General features: G+C 70.9%; 13 protein-coding genes. 5 read left to right on the forward strand and 8 right to left on the reverse strand.

All coding sequences use genetic code 11. The annotated features are described in order from the left end of the window. Positions 1 to 17: 17 nt before the first annotated feature. From SD455_RS07400 to SD455_RS07410, 3 genes are all read right to left on the reverse strand, one after another. On the reverse strand, positions 18 to 1,982 hold the full coding sequence (locus SD455_RS07400; RefSeq protein ID WP_445507692.1) for a DUF6807 family protein: 1,965 nt from the start codon (positions 1,980 to 1,982) through the stop codon (positions 18 to 20). Further along, a complete protein-coding gene (locus SD455_RS07405) occupies positions 1,982 to 3,652 on the reverse strand; it encodes a family 43 glycosylhydrolase (protein ID WP_445507693.1) in 1,671 nt (556 codons plus the stop codon). The genes SD455_RS07400 and SD455_RS07405 overlap by 1 nt, the downstream gene beginning before the upstream one ends. 167 nt (positions 3,653 to 3,819) lie before the next feature. Then, a complete protein-coding gene (locus SD455_RS07410; RefSeq protein WP_445507694.1) occupies positions 3,820 to 5,142 on the reverse strand; it encodes an ABC transporter substrate-binding protein in 1,323 nt (440 codons plus the stop codon). 171 nt (positions 5,143 to 5,313) lie between these two features. On the opposite strand from SD455_RS07410, the gene SD455_RS07415 reads away from it, so the two are divergent. Both SD455_RS07415 and SD455_RS07420 read left to right on the forward strand, forming a co-directional pair. After that, a complete protein-coding gene (locus SD455_RS07415) occupies positions 5,314 to 6,312 on the forward strand; it encodes a LacI family DNA-binding transcriptional regulator (protein ID WP_445507695.1) in 999 nt (332 codons plus the stop codon). Between the two features lie 18 nt (positions 6,313 to 6,330). Next, positions 6,331 to 7,224: a hypothetical protein gene (locus tag SD455_RS07420; protein WP_445507696.1), complete on the forward strand. Its 894-nt coding sequence runs from the start codon at positions 6,331 to 6,333 to the stop codon at positions 7,222 to 7,224. 4 nt (positions 7,225 to 7,228) lie between these two features. On the opposite strand, the gene SD455_RS07425 is transcribed toward SD455_RS07420, so the two are convergent. From SD455_RS07425 to SD455_RS07445, 5 genes are all read right to left on the reverse strand, one after another. Beyond that, positions 7,229 to 8,371, reverse strand: a complete 1,143-nt coding sequence (locus SD455_RS07425) for a M24 family metallopeptidase (RefSeq protein WP_445507697.1) — start codon at positions 8,369 to 8,371, stop codon at positions 7,229 to 7,231. A gap of 92 nt (positions 8,372 to 8,463) precedes the next feature. Continuing rightward, entirely contained in the window at positions 8,464 to 10,569 is a 2,106-nt protein-coding gene (locus SD455_RS07430; protein WP_445507698.1) for a DUF6807 family protein, read from the reverse strand. Between the two features lie 118 nt (positions 10,570 to 10,687). After that, positions 10,688 to 11,593 carry a sugar phosphate isomerase/epimerase family protein gene (locus SD455_RS07435; RefSeq protein ID WP_445507699.1) on the reverse strand — a complete coding sequence of 302 codons (906 nt, stop codon included), beginning with the start codon at positions 11,591 to 11,593 and terminating at the stop codon, positions 10,688 to 10,690. Then, the gene (locus tag SD455_RS07440; protein WP_445507755.1) at positions 11,590 to 12,819 is read right to left on the reverse strand and encodes a dihydrodipicolinate synthase family protein; all 1,230 of its coding nucleotides are present in this window, start codon (positions 12,817 to 12,819) and stop codon (positions 11,590 to 11,592) included. Before SD455_RS07440 ends, SD455_RS07435 begins: the two co-directional genes overlap by 4 nt. Positions 12,820 to 12,872: 53 nt before the next feature. Further along, on the reverse strand, positions 12,873 to 14,039 hold the full coding sequence (locus SD455_RS07445; RefSeq protein ID WP_085437354.1) for a Gfo/Idh/MocA family protein: 1,167 nt from the start codon (positions 14,037 to 14,039) through the stop codon (positions 12,873 to 12,875). Between the two features lie 110 nt (positions 14,040 to 14,149). Between SD455_RS07445 and SD455_RS07450 the strand changes: the two genes are divergently transcribed. The 3 genes from SD455_RS07450 (at position 14,150) to SD455_RS07460 (ending at position 19,418) form a co-directional block, all read left to right on the forward strand. Beyond that, entirely contained in the window at positions 14,150 to 15,178 is a 1,029-nt protein-coding gene (locus SD455_RS07450) for a LacI family DNA-binding transcriptional regulator (RefSeq protein ID WP_311024991.1), read from the forward strand. A 130-nt stretch (positions 15,179 to 15,308) separates the two neighbouring features. Continuing rightward, the gene (locus tag SD455_RS07455) at positions 15,309 to 16,607 is read left to right on the forward strand and encodes an ABC transporter substrate-binding protein (protein ID WP_445507700.1); all 1,299 of its coding nucleotides are present in this window, start codon (positions 15,309 to 15,311) and stop codon (positions 16,605 to 16,607) included. Positions 16,608 to 16,889: 282 nt separating this feature from the next. Further along, the gene (locus tag SD455_RS07460) at positions 16,890 to 19,418 is read left to right on the forward strand and encodes a hypothetical protein (protein ID WP_445507701.1); all 2,529 of its coding nucleotides are present in this window, start codon (positions 16,890 to 16,892) and stop codon (positions 19,416 to 19,418) included. Positions 19,419 to 19,631 lie beyond the last annotated feature (213 nt).

The following is a 19,631-nucleotide window of genomic DNA, read 5'->3' on the forward strand; positions in this document are numbered from 1 at the left end:
CCCCGAGGCCACGAGGGTCAGGCGCTGCGTGCCGCCTGCACCCGTCCCTCGCCGAGCTCCAGGAGCCGATCCACCTCGTCGGCGTTGACCCGGCGGTCCACGACGACGGCGAGCATCTCCACCGGGTACACCTCACCGGATGCCAGCTCCAGCGGGGCGTCCCAGGCCAGTGCTGGGCCCAGGCCGATGTAGTCGGAGGCCCGGACGAACCACGGGACCGGGTCCGCCGACTGCTGGGCCAGCACCAGGCTCGTCCAGTCCTCGCTGTGACGGACGGCCACTGAGACCCACCTCGCCGGCGCACCGTGGATGTCCTGGGCGCCGGCGGAGTTCAGGACCTCCACCTCGTCCCCGGAGGCCAGCCGCCAGAAGAATCCACCGTAGCCCGCCCCCGGACGGCCCCGCACCGCCGGGCTGGAGATGGTCAGAGCGTGCTCGGCCCGCAGCGCGGAGGACCAGCGCAGCGCCCAGGCCTCCGTCTCCTCCAGTCCGGCGCCGGTGACCTCGCGCTGCTCGTGCAGCTGCGGTCGCTGGTCCTGGTCGATCCAGCGGATCTCCTGACGCAGCGTGGCCCCGCGGTGCAGCATCTGGGCGTGGTCCACATGCTGGTGCCCGTGGTTGGGCAGCAGCATCGGGCCGTGCTCCGGGTCGAAGGTGCGGCCTCCCCAGTAGGTGGTGCCGTCCACATCCGGGATGGTCAGCGAGACGCCGTAGTGGTGGCGGTGGTCGTCCGGGCTGCGGTCCGTAAGCAGGCGCCCGCGCAGGCTCCGCACCGGGTGCAGGTGGGGACGCGGGCTGTGGACCGTGGGCATCCGCTCGCCGCCCATGCTGTGGGCCAGGACCAGCTCCCCGAGCTCCAGCTGCCAGCTGGCACCGCGCGCGGACCAGCGGGGCCCGCCGTCGTCGTCAGCGTGCCGGTGGGCCCGGCCCGAGAGGTCCGTGGAGGGAGCGGTGAGCGCGCGCGGGGGCGGCACGGGACCGGTGCTGGTGCGCACCGTCAGCTCCGGGACGAAGGTCTCGGGCGTCCGGCCGGAGGCGGGCACGGGCCCGCCGGCGACCACCTCGGCCAGCAGCTGCCAGGCCCGGCGGCCCAGCTCCGCGTGGGGGACGTTGACCGTGGTCAGCGCAGGGTTGGCGAAGCGAGCGAGCTCGATGTCGTCGAAGCCGGTGACCGAAAGGCCGTCGGGCACCCGCACCCCGGATTCGTTGAGCCGCGCCAGCAGCCCGAAGGCAGTCAGGTCATTGAACGCGACCACCGCTGTGGCCTCAGAGGCCAGCACCTGGTCGGCGGCCTCGAAGCCGGCGTCGATCGTCGACCCTCCGGCCAGGTGGTCCACCCGCAGCTCGGGGCGGCGGGCCACGGCATCCGCCAGCGCCTCCCGGCGAGGGATGTCGGAGATGCTGCCGGCCGGTCCGCGCAGATAGGCGAGATGCCGGTGGCCCAGCCCGGCCAGATGGTCCACCAGCCGGTGGATCCCCTGGGCGTGGTCGATGACCAGGCTGGGGATGTCCTCATGCGCGGTGGTGCGGTTGACCAGAACCACCGGGCGCAGCTGGGGGAGCAGCTCCTCCAGGGCCTGCTGCGGCATCCGCGGGTTCACCAGGATCACCGCATCGCAGCGGGCCCGGGCCTCCTGGGCGACGGCGGACTCGTCTGCGGTGCGGTCGGCCGTCTCAGCCACCAGCGTGCGGTAGTCCTCCGCCTCCGAGGCGTCCATGACGCCACGCAGCACCTGATGGAACATCGGATTGCGCAGATCCGGCACGACGACTGCCACCGTGCTGGAGCGGCCCAGGGACAGGCTGCGGGCCAGGGTGCTGGGCCGGTAGTTCAGTTCCGCGGCGGCCTCCCGCACACGGTCGGCGATGTCCGGGGCGACGGTGGACTGCCCGTTCATCACCCGGGAGACAGTGGCCCGGGAGACACCGGCGGCCGCGGCGACCTCGCCGATCTTGGGGCCGTCCTTCAGCACCCGTCCCATCACACTCTCCTGCCGTCCATGCAGACCGTCACGGCCGAGAATACCCCGTGGCCCACGGTGCCCGTCGCGGAGCGGGCACCGCCGGTCAGCGGAGCAGGGCGCCGGGCGAAGAGTCCCACCTCCGCCCCGATCCATCGGCCCTGCGTGGCCGTGAAGCCCGGGTCCACCTGGCGCCAGGGGTCCTGAGGGTGATGGCGCCAGAAGAAGGTGATCCGGGCGTCGTCGTCATGCGTCAGGGCCAGCTCGGCGGCATCGGAGGCGCGCAGCTCGGCGACGGTCGCCTCCGCTGGGCCCGCTGCGGAGGCGTCTGGCGAGGCGTCTGCCGATACGGCGGCGTCAACTGCCGCGCCGCCGGTGCGGCAGACCAGCCAGGTGCCGTCCTCGCGATGCTCCAGGCCGAGCCAGGTATAGGTGTCTCCCAGCACCGCCAGGCCCGCCTGGGCGCCGGGGCTGGGATCCTCCAGGTGGAGGCGGGTGGTCCACCGGCCCGCCCGGCCGGGCAGCTGCTGCCCCAGCACGGCGCCGTGGCGACGGAGGTCGTCCCCGGCTGCGGGCAGGGCGCGCAGCCTCGCGGTGCCGTCTCCGGGCAGGTGCAGCCAGTCTGGCTCGGGGTTGGCCTGCCAGTGCCAGCGTGGTGCCAGCACGGCGCTGCGGAACTCGTCGCTGCGGGACGGTTCGCGCTGCGCGAGGGAGCCAGGGTGCGGCACCGGGTGGGGGACCGGATGCTCGAGGACCGGACGTCCGCTGACCTCGTCCACGGGCTCTCCCAGCCGGGGCCAGCCGTCGTCGTCCCACCGCATCGGCTGCAGGTGGACCACCCGGCCGAACGGGCCGCGGTCCTGGAAGTGGAGGAACCAGTCCTCCCCGGCCGGCGTGGTGACCCAGGCGCCCTGGTGCGGGCCGTTGACGTCGGTGTCGTGCTGCTCCAGGACGACGCGGTGCTCATAGGGCCCGGCGATGTCCCGGGAGCGGAACACGTACTGCCACCCGGTGGCGACCCCTCCGGCCGGAGCGAAGATCCAGTGCCAGCCGTCGCGGCGATAGATCTTCGGGCCCTCCAGAGTGGTGCAGCCGGGGATGGCGTCGCCGTCGATGATGACCCGGGCTTCGCTCAGCGGCCGACGCAGCTGCGGGTCCACCTCCACCAGGCTGATGCGGTTCTTCACCCCGGCGCGGCTGCGCGCCCAGCCGAAGACCACATAAGCTCTCCCGTCGTCGGCCCACACGGGGCACGGGTCGATGAGTCCGCGGCCCGGCAGCAGCAGATGCGGCGTGCTCCACGGGCCGCGCGGGTCCTCCGCGGAGGTGACGAAGAGACCATGGTCGGGGTCGGGGTGGACGATGTGGAAGACGCCGTCGTGATGCCGCAGGCTCGGCGCCCAGACTCCTCCGCCGCGCCGCGGCACGGCGAAATGCTCCGACGGCGGCACCGCGGGCAGCGCATTGGTGACGTGCTCCCACCTCACGAGGTCCCGGGAGTGCAGCACCGGCAGGCCCGGCGCCCGGTTGAAGCTGGAGGCGATCATCCAATAGTCCTCGCCCACCCGGACGGCGTCCGGATCCGGCCAGTCGGCGTTGAGGATCGGATTGCGATAGGTCTCATGAGTCGCGGCGGGCGTCGGGGGCTGTGCTGTCTCGACGAGCTGGGCTGTCAGGCGGGGGTGGTCCATGGAGTCCTTCTCCTCCTGCCGGGCCGGACGGAACAGGTCGGCCGGACCGCGCAGGATCGTACGGGCGGGACGGTGGGCCGCCCCTCTCGCACCAGAGGGGCGGCCCAGGGGAGAGGCGCACCGCTCAGGCGCCTCGCCCCGGTTCGGGGGTCACTGGAGGTCGGGGGTCACTGCAGGGCCGTCTGCATCTCGGCCATCATCTCCGCGGCGGCCTGCTCCGGGGTGAGACGCTCGAAGTACACCTCGGACTCATAGCGGAAGAGGGTCTCACGCATCGTGGAGAAGCCGATGGCCGGCACCGGCTCCGGCTCGCCGAGCTCCGGTTCGATCTCCTGGACGAACTCCGCAGAGTGTGCGTCGGCGGCGTCGAGCTCGGGCAGCACGGCAGCGCGGACGTCTTCGTCTGCGGGCAGACCGCGGTCGGTCAGCGAGATCAGGCCGGCCTCCTCGGAGCTGATGACGTGCTCGATGAACGCCCGGACCTCCTCGGGGTGCTCGGTGTCGGCCGAGGCGGAGAGCAGCATGGCGGACTTGAACCACATGCCGCTGTCCTCGGCCTGTCCGGTCTGCGAGGGGAAGCGCAGCAGCTGCATCTCGGCGCCGCTCGCATTGGCCAGCGTGGGCAGCTCGTTGGTCCACCAGCCGCTCAGGGCGACCTGTCCCAGCCCGGCCAGGGACTGTTCCGGGCCCAGCTCCATGTCCTCGGCCAGCGCGTCGGCCGGCGGCATGCCGCCGTCGTCCATGAGGTCCAGGACGTACTGGAAGTAGTCGGCGGCGTGCTGCTCGTCGAAGCCGAGCTCGCCGTCCTCGGTGGTCAGGTGGGCGTCGTGCTGGCGCAGCCACACCTGGAAGGCGCCGGGCTGGTTCAGCGAGACCGCGCCCCAGGCGTCGTCGAGGTGGTCGCTGAGCTCCACCGTGAGGTGGTGGTAGTCGTCCCAGGTCCAGGTGGTGTCGTCCGGCATGTCCACACCGGCCGCCTCGAAGAGGTCCGGGTTGGCCACCAGGGCGAAGGAGTTGATGCCGATCGTCACGCCGTAGAGACCGTCACCGGTGCGCCCGTTGTCCACGATGTCCGGGTCCAGGCCGTCGACGTCCACGGCGGAGAGCTCCAGCAGGGCGCCGCGGTCGGCATACTCCCGCAGGTACTTGTCGTCCATCTGGACGACGTCGGGCATGTCCCCGGCGGCGGTCCGGGTGGCCATCTGATCCCAGTAGCCGGAGTCCCCGTAGGCCGTCTCCACGGTGATCCCCGGGTGCGTGGCCTCGAAGGATTCGATGATCTCCTCGGTGAGCTGGAGTCGGTAGTCGGATCCCCAGAAAGCGAACTCCAGGGTCACGTCCCCGGAGTCCGCCTGCGCGTTCCCGCCGTCGCTGCAGGCGGTGAGCCCGACGACGGCCGCCAGGGCGAGGCCCGTGGGACGAAGCCCGCGGGGGTGACGGGGTCCGCGGGGAGCACGTGCTCCAGGGCGAGAGCTGGGGGTGAACGTCATGGTCTCCATCCGCGTCATCATGCTGAGAAACCGGTTTCTCATGGCTGTTGGATCCCGACGTTAGTGAGGGGGACGGGTGGAGTCAAGGGTCAGGGGAGGCTGTGACGGTGCCGGTGCGGCATCGTGGGATGCCGCGCGTGCGGCCGGGCGAGACGCGCCTACGATGGGGGGATGCCAGAGTCCAAGGCCACCATCGTCGCGATCGCGCATCAGCTCGGCCTGTCCAAGACCACAGTGTCGGATGCGTTGAACGGCACCGGACGGGTCTCGCCGGCCACGGTGGCTCGGGTACGGGACGCCGCTGAGGAGGCCGGATACGTGGTCAACCGGGCCGCGCGTGCGCTGCGGCAGAAGCGAGCGGGGGCCGTGGGCATCCACCTGCCCGCCGGCTCGCGAGAGCTCGACTTCTACATGCAGTTCACCTTCGGCGTCAGCGACGTCGTCGGCGAGGCTGACCTCGATCTCAGTCTGCTGCACCGTGGCCGCGGCGAGGAGCGTGGCTTCCACCTCGACGGAGCGCTCGTGCTCGACCCGACGCCCGAGGATCCGGTGCTCGCCGCTCTGCTGAGGGCCCGGGTCCCGGTGGTCACGGTCGGCCGTCACCGCGGAGCCGGCGCGGAGCAGGTGGCCGGCATGATCCGGGCGCGTCATGAGGAGCTGCAGCGCGAGGCGCTGGCCACGCTGCCTCCGCGCGGCCGACGCCGCCCGGTGTTCCTCGGGATCGACGAGGGGCTCCCCGCCTCCTGGGCGCTCGAGGCCCGCGCGGCCTATGAGGCCTGGTGTCAGGAGCATGACGTCGAGCCGTGGGTGGTGGAGGTCTCTCCGGAGCTGCGCATCCCGGAGCTGTCCGACCTGGTCGGCTCCGTGGTGAGCGACGGCGCTGATGCGATCGTCTGCTGCGCCCAGGGGTACGCGGCCCAGTCTCAGAGCATCCTGCAGGGCCTCGGGCTCGAGCCCGGCCGGGACGTGGATCTGATCTCCTTCGCCGGTGACGAGCTCCACGAAGTGCGTGAACCACGGATCACCGCTGTCGCGCTGGAGCCGCGGGCCTACGGGACCGCTTCCGCGGACCTGCTGCTGGAGGTCATGGCGCGGCCGCAGGAGAGCGCGCGGATCCGGGATTTCGACGGCGCCCATGTCGCGCCGGCCGAAAGGCCTCCGGGAGAGTGAAGTTGCTATGGTCCTCCCATGGGTATGACACAGACGAGGGGTCCCCACGGATCTGACGTTGGGCGCTCCTCGAGCGGCCTGGCGGCGGTGCTGGTGGCCGCGGTCCCTCTGATTCTGACCGGCTGCGTCACGTTGTCGGAGCCGGGAGAGCACGACCCTGATGCCGATCCCGACGCGATCGCACCGGCCGAGCAGGACCCTGCTGACGACGGTCGCGCTCCGGGCGACGACGGCCTGACGGTGGAGGCCCTGCTGGACGTCGAGACGTTGGAGACGCTGGTCCCCTCGGGCCGGGACGTCCCGGACGGCTACACCCTGGAGGAGCCGAACGCCTCCGAGGACGACCCCGACTGGACCTGGGAGGACTGGCGCAGTCAGATCGCCGGGGAGGACGTCCTCGATGACTGGGAGGCCTCCATTCCGGACGACGCCGACCCCGTGCAGGAGGCGCTGTGCACCGCCTCCATGGCCGAGCACCGCCAGGCGATCCTCGACACGATCGACGCCCTCGAAGCCTCCGACGCCGCGGATGCCACCGGGAACTCCTGGGTCTGGGAGACCTACCGGGGCGAGGACGGGGAGGTCATCGAGGTCACGCTGGAGGGGTATCCGGCCGTCGTCGGCGGTGACCTCGACGAGGCCTGGCATCAGCGCTCCGTGGACTGCTGGCCCGTGATCAACCACTCCCAGGAGGATCCCTACGCCCGGCACCTGGAGCTGGACGGGCTCCTCGGCGTCGCGATGGGGTCCACGGACGAAGGCACCGAGATCAATGTGACCGCGGACCACGGCCAGTTGTGGGTGAACTACACGGCGCTCTCAGAGCGGCCCGGCGACGTCGATGCTCTCCTGACGACCGTGCAGGAGATCCACTTGCACATCCTGGATCGCCTCGGCGCGCACGCCGACTGAGGCGTCATCGCCGCAGCACGGCCGGCCGTGCCAGCCCGGCGACCTCCACCGTCGGCCAGCGCTCGTCCACGCTGAGCACATCGATCCAGAGCCCGCTGTCGTGTCCCGCCGACCCGCCGCCGGCGGCGCGCAGCACCACGGTGTCCTCCACCTTCGCGCCCAGGCCGAGCTCCGCGCTCCAACCGGTGGGGTTCCACGCGAACGGCTGGTTCTCCCGGATCAGGTCCGGCACTCCGGGCGCCACGCGAGGATCCCGGCCCTGGTACCCGGCGGCCCCGCCCTGATGATGCTTCGTCCACTCGTCGGCGGGGAACCCATGCCGCACATAGGACTCCTGCAGCGTCTCCAGCACCGACTCCAGACGGGCTCCGGGGCGCAGCGCGGCGAACACGTCGGCCTCCACGCCGAGGATCCGTGCATCCAGGTCGTCCTCCCCGGTGACGGCGCCCCCGAAGCCCACCCAGCGGGTCACGTTGGCGATCAGCCCCTGACGGCGCGCGCACACCACCGCCATGGCGCGGCGGCCCAGCGGCGCATCGGTGGGCAGCGGGTGGCGGTGGGCCGCTCGGGACTCACCGTTGACCAGCAGCACCACCGGGTCGGCGCCGGCGGCGATGATCCGCGGCGCCAGGGCGGCGGCCAGCTGCCGCTCGGTGGTCTCCGGGGTGACCTCGGAGAGCACGTCGGTCAGTGCCTTCGCGGAGGACCGGCACAGCGCCCGGTAGCGCTCCACCTCGACGTCCAGCAGCGAGGCTCTCACCGCTCGGAGCTGCTGGGCCGCCCCCGCCTCCCGGACCAGCGTCCAGCCGGCGGCCTGCGGCAGCCAGCCGACGACGTCGTCCACATCGGCGTGCCACGGCAGCTCGTGCAGGCTCACGGTGCCGGCGTCGAGCAGCGCGGCCAGCGGCGCCAGCTCCTCGTCACGGATGCGGGCGAGCTCATTGGTGAACACCCCCACCGAGACGCCGTCGCGGTGCACCACGGCCCGCAGGATCGGGGCGCCGGCGAGGCTGATGTGCACCCGCGCCCCGGCCAGCAGCCAGGAGATCGCTCCTTCGGTGTCCAGCACGACGGCGTCGGCGCCCACCTCCTCCAGCACTCCGGTCAGCCGTGTGTGCTTGGCGTGGAACTCCTGCTCGGGGGTCATACTCCTCCTCGTGGTGGGGTGATCGGCGTTGCCTCCGCGGTGTGGGCCCTGATGAGCGACGATCAGCGCTCACACGGGCCCGCTGCGCGGACTCATCGTGAGACGCGGGTCGCGGTCAGCTCTGCCGACAGTCTGCTCCCCAGTGCGGCGGCTTCCGCACGGTCCAGCAGACCGTCGACGACGACGGCCCGCACTCGGCGTGCCACCGGCTCGCCCGGGCGAGCCATCACGGGGGCGTCCCAGGCCAGCGACCTGCCGATTCCGGGATAGCCGGAGTATCGCACGAACCAGGGGTCCTCGTCGGCGGAGGCCAGCACCAGTGTGGCCTCCCCGGCCCCCAGATGGGGGGCGATCTGCGCGGTGTCGAAGCGCCCGCTGATCGCCAGCCAGTCGCTGACGCTGCCGTGGACATCCTCCTCCCCGGAGGCCTGCGCGGTGAAGATCTCGGCCTCCCGCAGGGCGGGAAGCCGCCAGAAGAAGCCGCCGTAGCCGCCGCCTGCGCGCCCGTTGGAACCGGGGCTGCCCAGCGAGACCTCCCGGTCCACGGCCGGTGCGAGAGCGAAGCGGAAGTCCAACATCCATGACCGTTCGTCGCGGCCGGTCACCGTGACCTCGCGGTCCTCCTGCAGCAGTGTGGCACCGGTGCGGTCGATCCATGCCAGCTGCTGGGCCAGCCGCTGGCTGTGCGCGTCGTCGTCGAGCTGCTGCGCACGGATGACGATCCGGCCGTGGTCGTCGCGCCAGATGTACCGGCCGTCCTCCCGGGTGTAGGTGCGCCCGCCCCAGAAATTGGTGCCGTCCACATCCTGCAGTGCGACGCCGACGCCCAGGTGCCAGGTGTGGTCCAGCGGCTGCTGATCGGAGACCAGCACTCCGCCGCGCGTGCGCACCCGGTCCAGGAAGGGCCGTGGGGAGTCGGTGGGGGAGATGTCGTCGCCGGTGCGCAGCTCTGCCACGGTCTGCGCCTCACCCGCGTCGGCGCCGGGAAGCGCCAGGGAACCGCTCGTGGCGGCGGGGGCCGCCCAGGGTGCCCCCAGCGAGGAGAACGTGGAGGGGGCCTTCACCGCGCGGGCGGCATAGTCCTCGATATGCGGGATCACCGGGTGCCGCTCGGGGCCGGAATCCACCTGCTCCACATGCTCCTCGCCGATCTGTGCCGGATCCTCCGCGGTGCGGACCGCCTCCAGCACGCGCATGAACGCCCCGGACTCGCGCAGCGGGGAGAGCAGCCTCTCGGCCTCCCCGGTGCGCACGTCGATCAGGTTCTCCAGCAGGTTGCTGCGCTCGAACTCCAGCGTCCGCGGCTTGCCGGCCTCCCCGGCGTTGAACGGCGCCTCCCGGTTGGGTGTGATCTCCAGCCGGTCTTCGGTGTAGTAAAGCACCGCGTGGCCTTCTGTGCCGTAGATCGTCACCCACGGCGGCCGGTGGTCCTCCGGCGCGCAGAGCGTCAGCGCCGCGGTCACGGGGATTCCCTCGGTGGTGCGCAGCGAGACGGTGGACGTGTCGTCGGCCTCGATCTGGTGGGCGTGCAGCAGCTCGGTGCCCAACTGGGCGACGTCGTCGGCGTCCCGGGCGCCGGCGATGTGCAGTGCGGTGCGCACTGCGTGGGCCAACGGGTTGGTGATCACTCCGTCGACCACCTGGACGCCGTCGAGTACCCGTCGGCCCGCCCAGGGAGCGCGGGCGTAGTAGGCCTCCCGGCGCAGCCACAGCCCGGTGGCTCCGACCGCGCGCAGCTGTCCGATGGCACCCGGGGCGTGGGGGGCGGCCAGCAGCTCCTCCAGCGCGGGCAGGGCATGGGACCCCAGCGACTGGAAGCCCACCTGGATGCGCCGGCCGAGCCGATCGGCGGCGTCCAGCAGCTCCTCATACTGGGCGAAGGTCGCCGTCGGCGGCTTCTCCAGCAGCACGTCGGCGCCCATCTCGAGCGCCTCCAGTGCGAGGTCCCGGTGCGTGTTGATCGGCGTGGAGACGATGACGACGTCGGGGCGGTGCCCGGCCTCGCGCGCCTCGGTGAGCGTGCGGTGCACCGGGATGTCCCCGCGGACCTCTGGGCCGGGGTCGCTGTAGCTGGCGCCGGCGATCAGCCGAGCCTTGCCCGATGAGGCCAGGCGCTGCAGGTTCAGCAGATGCTGGCGGCCGAAGCCGTCCAGGCCGACCAGCAGCACCGACGTCGGGGCGGATCCTTCAGCGGTCATGGCTCTCCTCGGAGTGACTGGCGCATCGAGTGGCCACGAATCCCGGCATCTGCTTCCCCGACACGGCGTGTCAGCCGGGAGATCCCGTGGTTCGTGGCCACTCGATGGGTGGGGATGGTCAGACGGCGGCGGACGGGGTGTGGGCGGACGCGGCCGTCAGGAACGGCTCCACCAGGTCGGCGTAGCGCGTCTTCATCGTCTCCAGCGTCACGGCGGCGTCCTGGGCGTTGATCTCCTCGTTGAAGATCTCCACCTCGACCGGTCCCGTGTAGCCGGCCTCGGCCACCCACCGGGAGATCGTGGGGAAGTCCACATGGCCGTCGCCCATCATCCCGCGGGACTTCAGGGCGTCGGCGGCGATCGGCAGGTTGAAGTCGCACACCTGGTAGCTGGCGAGACGACCCTCGCGGCCGGCGCGGGCGATCTGCTCCTGCAGCTGGGGGTCCCACCACACATGGAAGGTGTCGACGACGACGCCGACCGTCTCCGCCGGATGCGGGGCCGCCAGGTCCAGGGCCTCTCCCAGCGTGGAGAGCACCGCACGGTCCGCCGCATACATCGGGTGCAGCGGCTCCAGCACCAGCCGCACGCCGTGCTCGGCGGCGTAGGGCAGCAGCTCGGCGATGCCGTCGGCCACGCGGGCGCGGGCGTCCACGATCGACTTGTCCGCCCGGTCGCCCTCCCCGCCCAGCAGGTGCGCGGCGGAGGGGAGCCCGCCGACCACCATGATCAGCTCACCGGTGCCGATGGTCGCGGCCTCGCGGATCGCCGCCCGGTTGGACTCCAGCGCGGCGGCCCGCCCTGCGGCGTCGGCCGGGGTGAGGAATCCGCCGCGGCACAGCGTGGTGGCGCTCAGTCCGGCGCCGGAGATGATCTGCGCGGCCTTCTCCGCCCCGCCTGCCTGCTCCAGCAGGTGACGCCAGGGGCCGATGTGGGAGAGCCCGGCGGCGGCGACGGCGTCGACGGCCTCCTGCAGGGACAGCTGTGGGGTGGTGCCCGTGTTCAGCGACAGCTCGAAGCTCATGCGAGGCCTCCGGTCTTCAGCAGGCTGGCCATGCGTTCGGCGGCCAGCTGCGGGTCGGGGAGCAGCCCGGCCTGGTCGGCCAGGACGAAGGTGTGCGCCAGGTGCGGCAGCGAGCGTCCCGCGTGCAGTCCGCCGACCAGCTGGAAGCCGGACTGGTGTCCGTTGAGCCAGGACAGGAAGGCGATGCCCGTCTTGTAGTAGAACGTCGGGGCGCTGAAGATGTGCTTCCCCAGCTCCCGGGTGGAGTCGAGGATGGCGCGCCCGCGGGCCGCATCGCCGGCGTCGTAGGCCTGCAGAGCCGTGGACGCCGCCGGGTAGATGGCGGCGAAGATGCCCAGCAGCGCATCCGAGTACGCCGTGTCGTCGCCGTCGATGAGCTCCGGGTAGTTGAAGTCGTCGCCGGTGTAGAGCCGCACGCCCTCCGGCAGAGCGGCGCGCAGGCGCTTCTCGTGCTCGGCGTCCAGCAGGGATACCTTGACACCGTCGACCTTCTCCGGGTTCTGCCGGATCAGGGTCAGGAAGGTCTCGGTGGCCTCCGCGACGTCGTCGGATCCCCAGTAGCCGGCCAGTGCCGGGTCGAACATGGGGCCGAGCCAGTGCAGCACCACCGGCTCCTGGGCGGTGGTCAGCAGGCGGGTGTAGACGTCCAGGTAGTCCTGGGCCCCGGAGGCGACCTTGGCCAGGGCGCGGGAGGCCATGAGGATCACCTTCGCCCCAGAGGTCTCCACGACCTCCAGCTGCTCCAGGTAGGCGGCGAGCACGGTCTGGATCCCGGCCTCGCCCGGCTCCACGGAGGCCGGGTCCACCTGGTCGGTGCCGGCGCCGCAGGCGACGAGGTCGCGCACGGTGCGGCCGGCCAGTGCCGGGTAGGTGCCGGCCTCGACGACCGCCGCGGCCTCCGCCGCCGAACGACGGATGAGCTCCTTGGTGGCCTCATAGTCCAGGCCCATGCCGCGCTGGGCGGTGTCCATGGCGTCGGCGACGCCGAGCCCGTAGGACCACAGCTCGTGCCGGTAGGCCAGCGTGGCCTCCCAGTCCAGCTGGGCCGGCGCGCCGGGGACGTTGTCCGCGGACATCACCGGCACCACATGGGCGGCGGCGTAGACCTTCCGGGAGGTCAGGGGCTTCTCCGGGCGGGTGAACGGCCCCAGGGAGGGGTCGGCCTGGCCGGTCATGGTGTACTCCACGGTGCCGCCGTCGAGCGACGGCAGCGTCAGCGTGGGCAGGGGCGTGGTCTGCTGTGCGGGGGCGCTGGCAGTGCTGGTGGTGCTGGTGGTGCTCACAGGGTGATCTCCGGGATGTCGAGGGTGCGGCGCTCGGCGTGGGACTTCAGGCCGAGCTCGGCGAGCTGGACGCCGCGGGCGGCGGAGAGCAGGCCGAACCGGTGGTCACGGCCGGCGACGACGTCGGCGAGGAACTCCTCCCACTGCAGCTTGAAGCCGTTGTCCAGCTCGGCGTTGGCGGGGACCTCCATCCACTGGTCGCGGAAGGACTCGGTGACCGGGAGGTCCGGGTTCCACACCGGCTTCGGCGTGTGGGCGCGCTGCTGGGCCACACACTTGTTCAGGCCGGCGACGGCGGAGCCGTGGGTGCCGTCGATCTGGAACTCCACGAGTTCGTCGCGGTAGACGCGCACCGCCCAGGAGGAGTTGATCTGGCCGACCACCTGGTCGCCCTGCGGGGTCTCCAGGTCGAAGATGCCGTAGGCGGCGTCGTCGGCGTCGGCGTCGTAGGGCTCGCAGTTCTCGTCCCAGCGCGTGGGGATGTGGGTGGCGGTCCTGGAGGTGACGGACTTGACCGTGCCGATGATGCCTTCGAGCACGTAGTTCCAGTGGCAGTACATGTCGGTGGTCATGGAGCCGCCGTCGGCCAGACGGTAGTTCCAGGAGGGGCGCTGGGCGGGCTGGACCTCGCCCTCGAAGACCCAGTACCCGAACTCGCCGCGCAGGGAGAGGATGCGGCCGAAGAAGCCCTCGTCCACCAGGCGGCGCAGCTTCACCAGGCCGGGCAGGTAGAGCTTGTCGTGGACGACGCCGGCGGTGATGCCGGCGGTCTTGGCCTGGCGCGCCAGGTCCACGGCCTCCTCGAGGGTCTCGGCGGTGGGCTTCTCGGTGAAGATGTGCTTGCCGGCGGCGATCGCCTTGGACAGCGTGGCGGGGCGCAGGGAGGTCATGGAGGCGTCGAAGACGATGTCCACTGACGGGTCGTTGATGGCCCCGTCGAGGTCGGTGGTCCAGTGCTCGACGTCGTGCCTGGCGGCGAGCTCCTTGATCTTGGACTCGTTGCGACCGACGAGGATCGGCTCGACGGTGACCTTGGAGCCGTCGGCGAGCGTGATGCCGCCCTGGTCGCGGATGGGGAGGATGGAGCGCAGCAGGTGCTGGCGGTAGCCCATCCGGCCGGTGATGCCGTTCATGGCGATGCGGAGGACGCGGGGCTCAGTCATGGAATCGGGGCTCCTTGCAGGGGGTCTGGCGGGGCGATGATGTTGGAATGCGCTTTCCACGGTAGTATCGCTCCAAAGAGTGTGTCAACTGTCACAGGCAGGAGCTTCAGATGGCTGTCCGTCTGGCCGACGTGGCCAAGGCCGCCGGGGTGTCCCAGTCCACGGCCTCCCGAGTGCTCAACGGATCCACCCGTCGGCCCAAGCCCGAGATCGCCGACCGCGTGCGCGCGGCCGCCGAGGAGCTGGGCTATTTCCCCAATGCGCAGGCGCAAGCGCTTGCCCGATCCTCGGCCGGCCTGATGGGCCTGATCGTCCATGACATCGCCGATCCGTACTTCTCTTCGATCGCCCGCGGGGCGCAGCGCGGCCTGGCCGGGACCGGCGTCCAGCTCATGCTGGCCTCCACGGAGCGCGAGGCTGCGGCGGAGGTGGAGGCGGTGCGCGCCTTCATGTCATACCGGACCGATGCGATACTCCTGGCCGGCTCCCGCGGCATGGAGGACGACGCCCTGCTGCAGAAGGTGCTGGAGACCTATCAGGACAACGGCGGGAAAGTCTCCATGATCGGTCAGCCCTTTCCGACCGCCGGCGGTGTGCAGATCGACAACGAGGCCGGGGCCGCCGCGCTGGCCTCCGAGCTGCTCAAGCTTGGGCACCGGCGCTTCGCCGTGCTCAGCGGAGAGCAGGAGCTGTCCACCTCGGCGCAGCGCTCCGACGGGTTCATCGCCAAGCTCAAGGCGGCCGGCGTCGTTCCGGAGGTGGTCAAGGAGGGCACCTTCACCCGCGACGGCGGCTACTTCATGATGGGCGAGCTCATCAGCTCCGGTGCGGTCTCCGCGGCGGAGGGGTCTGAGGGGGGCGCGCCGCTGTGCGTGTTCTGCGTCAACGACGTCATGGCGCTGGGTGCCCTGGCGGCGATCCGCGAGGCGGGACTGCGCGTTCCTGAGGATGTCGCGCTCGCCGGCTTCGACGACATTCCGACGCTGGCCGACCAGTTCCCCTCGATCACCACCGTCCGGCTGCCCCTGGAAGAGATCGGCCGGATGACGGCGTCGATGACGCTGGCACCCGGGGATGCCGAACGCCGCATGGTGGTGGAGGGTGCCCCCGTGCTCCGGGAGAGCACCCGGCTGCCCTGAGGCCCCACCGACCCGCCGATACGCCGTCTCCGCCCCGTGGTGGTTGCCTTCGGGGATCATCATTGACCTGTGAGGTGAGTCACCTTAGATTGTCAGGACAAGGTGAACGATCACTCTCCAGGGGGACATCATGGACCATCGCCGTTCCACGCCCGTGCCGCGCCGCCGCCGTCGCGCCACGGTTCTGACCGCCGGCCTCGCCGCCGCCACGCTGGTGCTCGCCGGCTGCGGAGGAAAAGAGGGCGACGACGGCGACGTCACCCTCCGCTTCGTCTGGTGGGGCTCGGACGCCCGTCACCAGAACACCCAGGAGATCATCGATGCCTTCGAAGCGGAGCACCCGCACATCAGCATCAATGGAGACTTCGGCGACTGGGACGGCTACTGGGATCAGCTGGCCACGCAGACCGCCGCCGCCGATGCCCCGGACATCATCCAGATGGACGAGCTGTACCTGCGCGAGTACGCGGACCGCGGCTCGCTGCTGGACCTGGACGAGGTGGACACCTCGCAGATGGATGAGACCGTGGTGGACAACGGCCGCACCGAGGGCGGCCTGTACGGAGTGACCATCGGCATCAACGCCTTCACCGTCCTGGCCAATCCGGACCTCTTCGAGGAGGCCGGGGTGGACATGCCGGACGACACCACCTGGACTTGGGGCGACTACCGGGACATCGCCGTCGAGCTCAGCGAGGGCCTCGACGGCGCCTGGGGTGCTGGCGGCTTCGACGAGACCGGCGGATTCCAGACCTGGGTCCGCCAGCAGGGCGGACATCTCAGCGATGAGGACGGGCAGCTCGGCTTCACCGCGGAGGATGCCGAGAGCTACTTCGAGTACCTCGTCGAGCTGCTGGAGGCCGGAGCCACGCCGTCGGCCTCCGCGCTCGCGGAGGACCAGGGAGTGGGGCCGGATCAGTCGCTGACCACCGCCGGCCAGGTGGCGATGCGCGCCTGGTGGTCCAACCAGTCGGTGGCGCTCTCCGAATCGGCGGGCACCCAGCTGGAGCTGCTGCGGTTCCCCAGCCACACCGGCAGTGCCGAGGATGCCATGCCCTGGTACAAGTCCTCGATGTTCCTCTCCGGCAGCGCGACCACCGATCACCCGGAGGAGGTCCAGCAGTTCATCGACTTCTTCGTCAACTCGGAGGAGGCCGCGCTGATCGACATGGCCGAGCGTGGCATCCCGCCGAACAACGAGATCCGCCAGGTGGTCACCGAGGAGCTGGACGGCGCCCAGCTGGTCATGGCCGAATACATCGACGAGATCGAGGGCGAGCTCGGTCCTTCCGAGCCTGTGCCGGCCATGGGCGGGTCCGCGTTCCAGCAGATCCTCTACCGGTACCAGGACGAGGTGCTCTTCGACCGCATGGCTCCGGCCGACGCCGCCGAGGCGATGGTCTCCGAGATGGAGTCCGAGATCCGGTAGCGGGCTGCGCGCCTCTGTCGCCCTGCCCCGCGCGCCCCGTCGCACCTGTCCCGCGCGCCCCGTCGCACCTGTCCCGCTCCGCCGCGCCCGCCCCGTCCAGATCTCTGATCCCCACGCAGATGCGAGGGGCTCGAGAATCTGGTCGGGGCGCGCGGGGGCCATTCCCGCGCTGTATCGCCGCATGCCGCATCGGCACCGGAAAACGCTCTCCTCAGCATTGAGCAGTGACTCACCTCACACATAGGGTCAGGGGGTCCTACCGCCCACTCCCTGAGGAGATCCATGGATTCCCCACGCCGCCGCATCCGGCGCGCACCGCTGGCGCTGCTCACCGCCTCGGCGCTGCTGGCCACCACGATCACCGGCGCCACTGCTGCCACGGAGAGTGCCACCGGCCCCGAAGACGCCGACCGTTGGCACACCGCCCACGCCGGAGTGGGCGCCGGCGGCGAGGTCATCACCCACGACGACGGCACACTCACCTTCGACGCCGTCGGCAACAGCGGCAAGATCGCCGACTCCGAGGACGGCTTCTGGTACCACTACACCGAGGTCGACCCGGAGACGGAGAACTTCACCCTGGAGGCGACCTTCGAGGTCGAGGACGCCTCCGGCAAGGACAATCAGTCCGGGTTCGGGCTGATCGCCGTCGACGACTTCATTCCGAACTCCGGCGCCGCCCGGTACTTCAACTCCGCCGGGACGCAGGTCGCGAAGTACCACACCAGCCTCGACGGCGAGACCGGCACCCGCTACGGCACCCCCGGCGGGAAGGTCGTCCACGGCTATACGGAGGCCCCCACGCAGAACTCTCCGGACCGGGACATGACCGATTCCCAGGCCTTCGACTGGCACCACAAGGACGGCCTCGCGGAGGGGGGCAACACCAACCCGCCCCGGTTCGAGGCCGGGGACGTCTACGAGCTGAGCCTGCGGAAGTCCAACACCGGGTTCCACGCGATCTGGCACCGCGATGGCGAAGAGCTCGAGTCCATCAGCTACGACCCGAACATGCTCCTGGTCCAGGACGAGGAGCGCTACTACGTCGGGCTGTTCACCGCACGCAACATCCGCACCGCCGTCACCGACTGGAGCTTCACCACCATCCACCCGGACGACGACGAGGATCCGCTGGAGCGTCCCACCGAGCAGGTGACACCGACCCTGTCCACAGACATCACCAGCACCACCCCGCACGCCGAGATCGAAGTGCCGCTGCTCGCCGACGCCTACGGCGAGGCCGTCATCCTCGACGAGGACGGCGAGGAGGCCACCGAGACGGTGGACCTCGAGCCCGGCCAACGCGAGCTGGTGGAGCTCGCCGGACTGGAGCCCGGGGACAACTCCTTCACCGCCCGGCTGACCCCACACGAGGAGCAGCTGCACTACGAGGACTGGGAGGAGCTGGCCTCCACCGATCCGGTGGAGCTGGAGCTGAGCTTCCATGTGGCCCGCTACGGCGACCCGGGAGAGTCCCTCCACGTGGCCCCGAATGGCGACGCCGACGGCGACGGCACCCAGGCGGACCCGCTGGACCTGCCCACCGCCGTCGCCTACGCCCAGCCGGGTCAGCAGATCGTGCTGGCCGAGGGCACGTATCGGCCGCAGGAGGCGATCGTCGTCGAGCGGGGCCGCGACGGCACCGCCGAGCAGCCCATCACGCTGATGTCCTCCCTCGAGGGCCGCGCCACCCTGGACCTCTCGGAGTCCTCCACCGGCGGCCTGGTGCTGCGGGGCGACCACTGGCACCTCCATGACCTGGAGATCACCCGCTCGCGCGGCTATCAGAAGCCGCTGCTCATCCAGGGCCACCACAACGTGATCGAACGGATCGAGACCCACCACAACGGGGACACCGGACTGCAGATCTCCGGCAACGGCAACGAGCCGTTCGAGATGTGGCCCTCCCACAACCTGGTGGTCTCCTCGGAGTCACACAACAACGCGGACCCCAACGTCAACGACGCCGACGGCTTCGCCGCCAAGCTCACCGTGGGGGAGGGCAACGTCTTCCGCCACACGATCTCGCATCACAACATCGACGACGGCTATGACCTCTATGCGAAGTCGACCACCGGGTCGATCGGCACCGTGACCATCGAGGACTCAGTGGCCTACAACAACGGCTGGCTCGAGGAGCAGGGTCTGGACGTCCTGCGCCAGGGCAACGGCTTCAAGCTCGGCGGCGAGTCCATGCCGGGGGACCACCTGCTGCGCAACTCGGTGGCCTACAACAACCTCTCCCACGGGGTGACCTCGAACTCCGGCCCGGATGTGCGCCTGCAGGACGTCACCACCGTGGGCAACGGGTTGGTCTCCGAGGAGATGGGTGGGTCCGGCATCCAGCTGCACACCAACGCGCCGGAGACGGCCTATGAGATCACCGGTGCGCTGTCCTGGCGGGGCAGCCGCGAGGACTCGCTGCAGCTGGACCAGGAGGACACCTCGCTGCTGCAGGACCCGAGCAACTACTTCTTCGACGGGCAGCGGGCCGGTGAAGACGACTCCCGCCCGGCGGAAGTGACCGAGGACTGGTTCGAGTCCGTGGACGTCGACGGCGTCCGCCCCGAGATCGGTGAGGACGGTTCGGTGCAGATGCACGGTCTGCTGGAGCTGACCGACGTCGCCCCCGAGGGCACCGGCGCGCGCATCGGCGCCATCGAAGAGCCCACGGTCATCGAGCTGATGCCGGAGGTCGGCAGCGGCTCGGGTGACGGCGGCGCGGGCGACGGCGACCGCACGCCGCCGCGCGGGCCGGGCAACAACAACGGCAAGGGCCATGGCGCCGGGGAGCATCCGGTGCACGGCTGAGCGACGCTGCCGGCGCTGCCCACGCCCCACCCAGATTCTCGATCCCCAGGCAGGTGGTCGGGGCTCAGCGATCTGGGTGGGGCGTGTCGGTGCATCGGGCGATGTGCGACGGGCATCGTCGAATATGAATCGATTCATTGACTGTGCTGTGTGTCACACATAGCCTGATGGGCAACCTGATCGCTCAGGAGCGGGGCGCGAGATTGAATCGTT

Source organism: Nesterenkonia sp. K-15-9-6, from assembly GCF_052656005.1.

Excerpts from the sequence above, each read along its gene's own strand:
- SD455_RS07400 (WP_445507692.1), bottom strand. The coding sequence starts at position 1,982 with ATGGGACGGGTGCTGAAGGACGGCCCCAAGATCGGCGAGGTCGCCGCG.
- SD455_RS07405 (WP_445507693.1), bottom strand. The coding sequence starts at position 3,652 with ATGGACCACCCCCGCCTGACAGCCCAGCTCGTCGAGACAGCACAGCCC.
- SD455_RS07410 (WP_445507694.1), bottom strand. The coding sequence starts at position 5,142 with ATGACGTTCACCCCCAGCTCTCGCCCTGGAGCACGTGCTCCCCGCGGA.
- SD455_RS07415 (WP_445507695.1), top strand. The coding sequence starts at position 5,314 with ATGCCAGAGTCCAAGGCCACCATCGTCGCGATCGCGCATCAGCTCGGC.
- SD455_RS07420 (WP_445507696.1), top strand. The coding sequence starts at position 6,331 with ATGGGTATGACACAGACGAGGGGTCCCCACGGATCTGACGTTGGGCGC.
- SD455_RS07425 (WP_445507697.1), bottom strand. The coding sequence starts at position 8,371 with ATGACCCCCGAGCAGGAGTTCCACGCCAAGCACACACGGCTGACCGGA.
- SD455_RS07430 (WP_445507698.1), bottom strand. The coding sequence starts at position 10,569 with ATGACCGCTGAAGGATCCGCCCCGACGTCGGTGCTGCTGGTCGGCCTG.
- SD455_RS07435 (WP_445507699.1), bottom strand. The coding sequence starts at position 11,593 with ATGAGCTTCGAGCTGTCGCTGAACACGGGCACCACCCCACAGCTGTCC.
- SD455_RS07445 (WP_085437354.1), bottom strand. The coding sequence starts at position 14,039 with ATGACTGAGCCCCGCGTCCTCCGCATCGCCATGAACGGCATCACCGGC.
- SD455_RS07450 (WP_311024991.1), top strand. The coding sequence starts at position 14,150 with ATGGCTGTCCGTCTGGCCGACGTGGCCAAGGCCGCCGGGGTGTCCCAG.
- SD455_RS07455 (WP_445507700.1), top strand. The coding sequence starts at position 15,309 with ATGGACCATCGCCGTTCCACGCCCGTGCCGCGCCGCCGCCGTCGCGCC.
- SD455_RS07460 (WP_445507701.1), top strand. The coding sequence starts at position 16,890 with ATGGATTCCCCACGCCGCCGCATCCGGCGCGCACCGCTGGCGCTGCTC.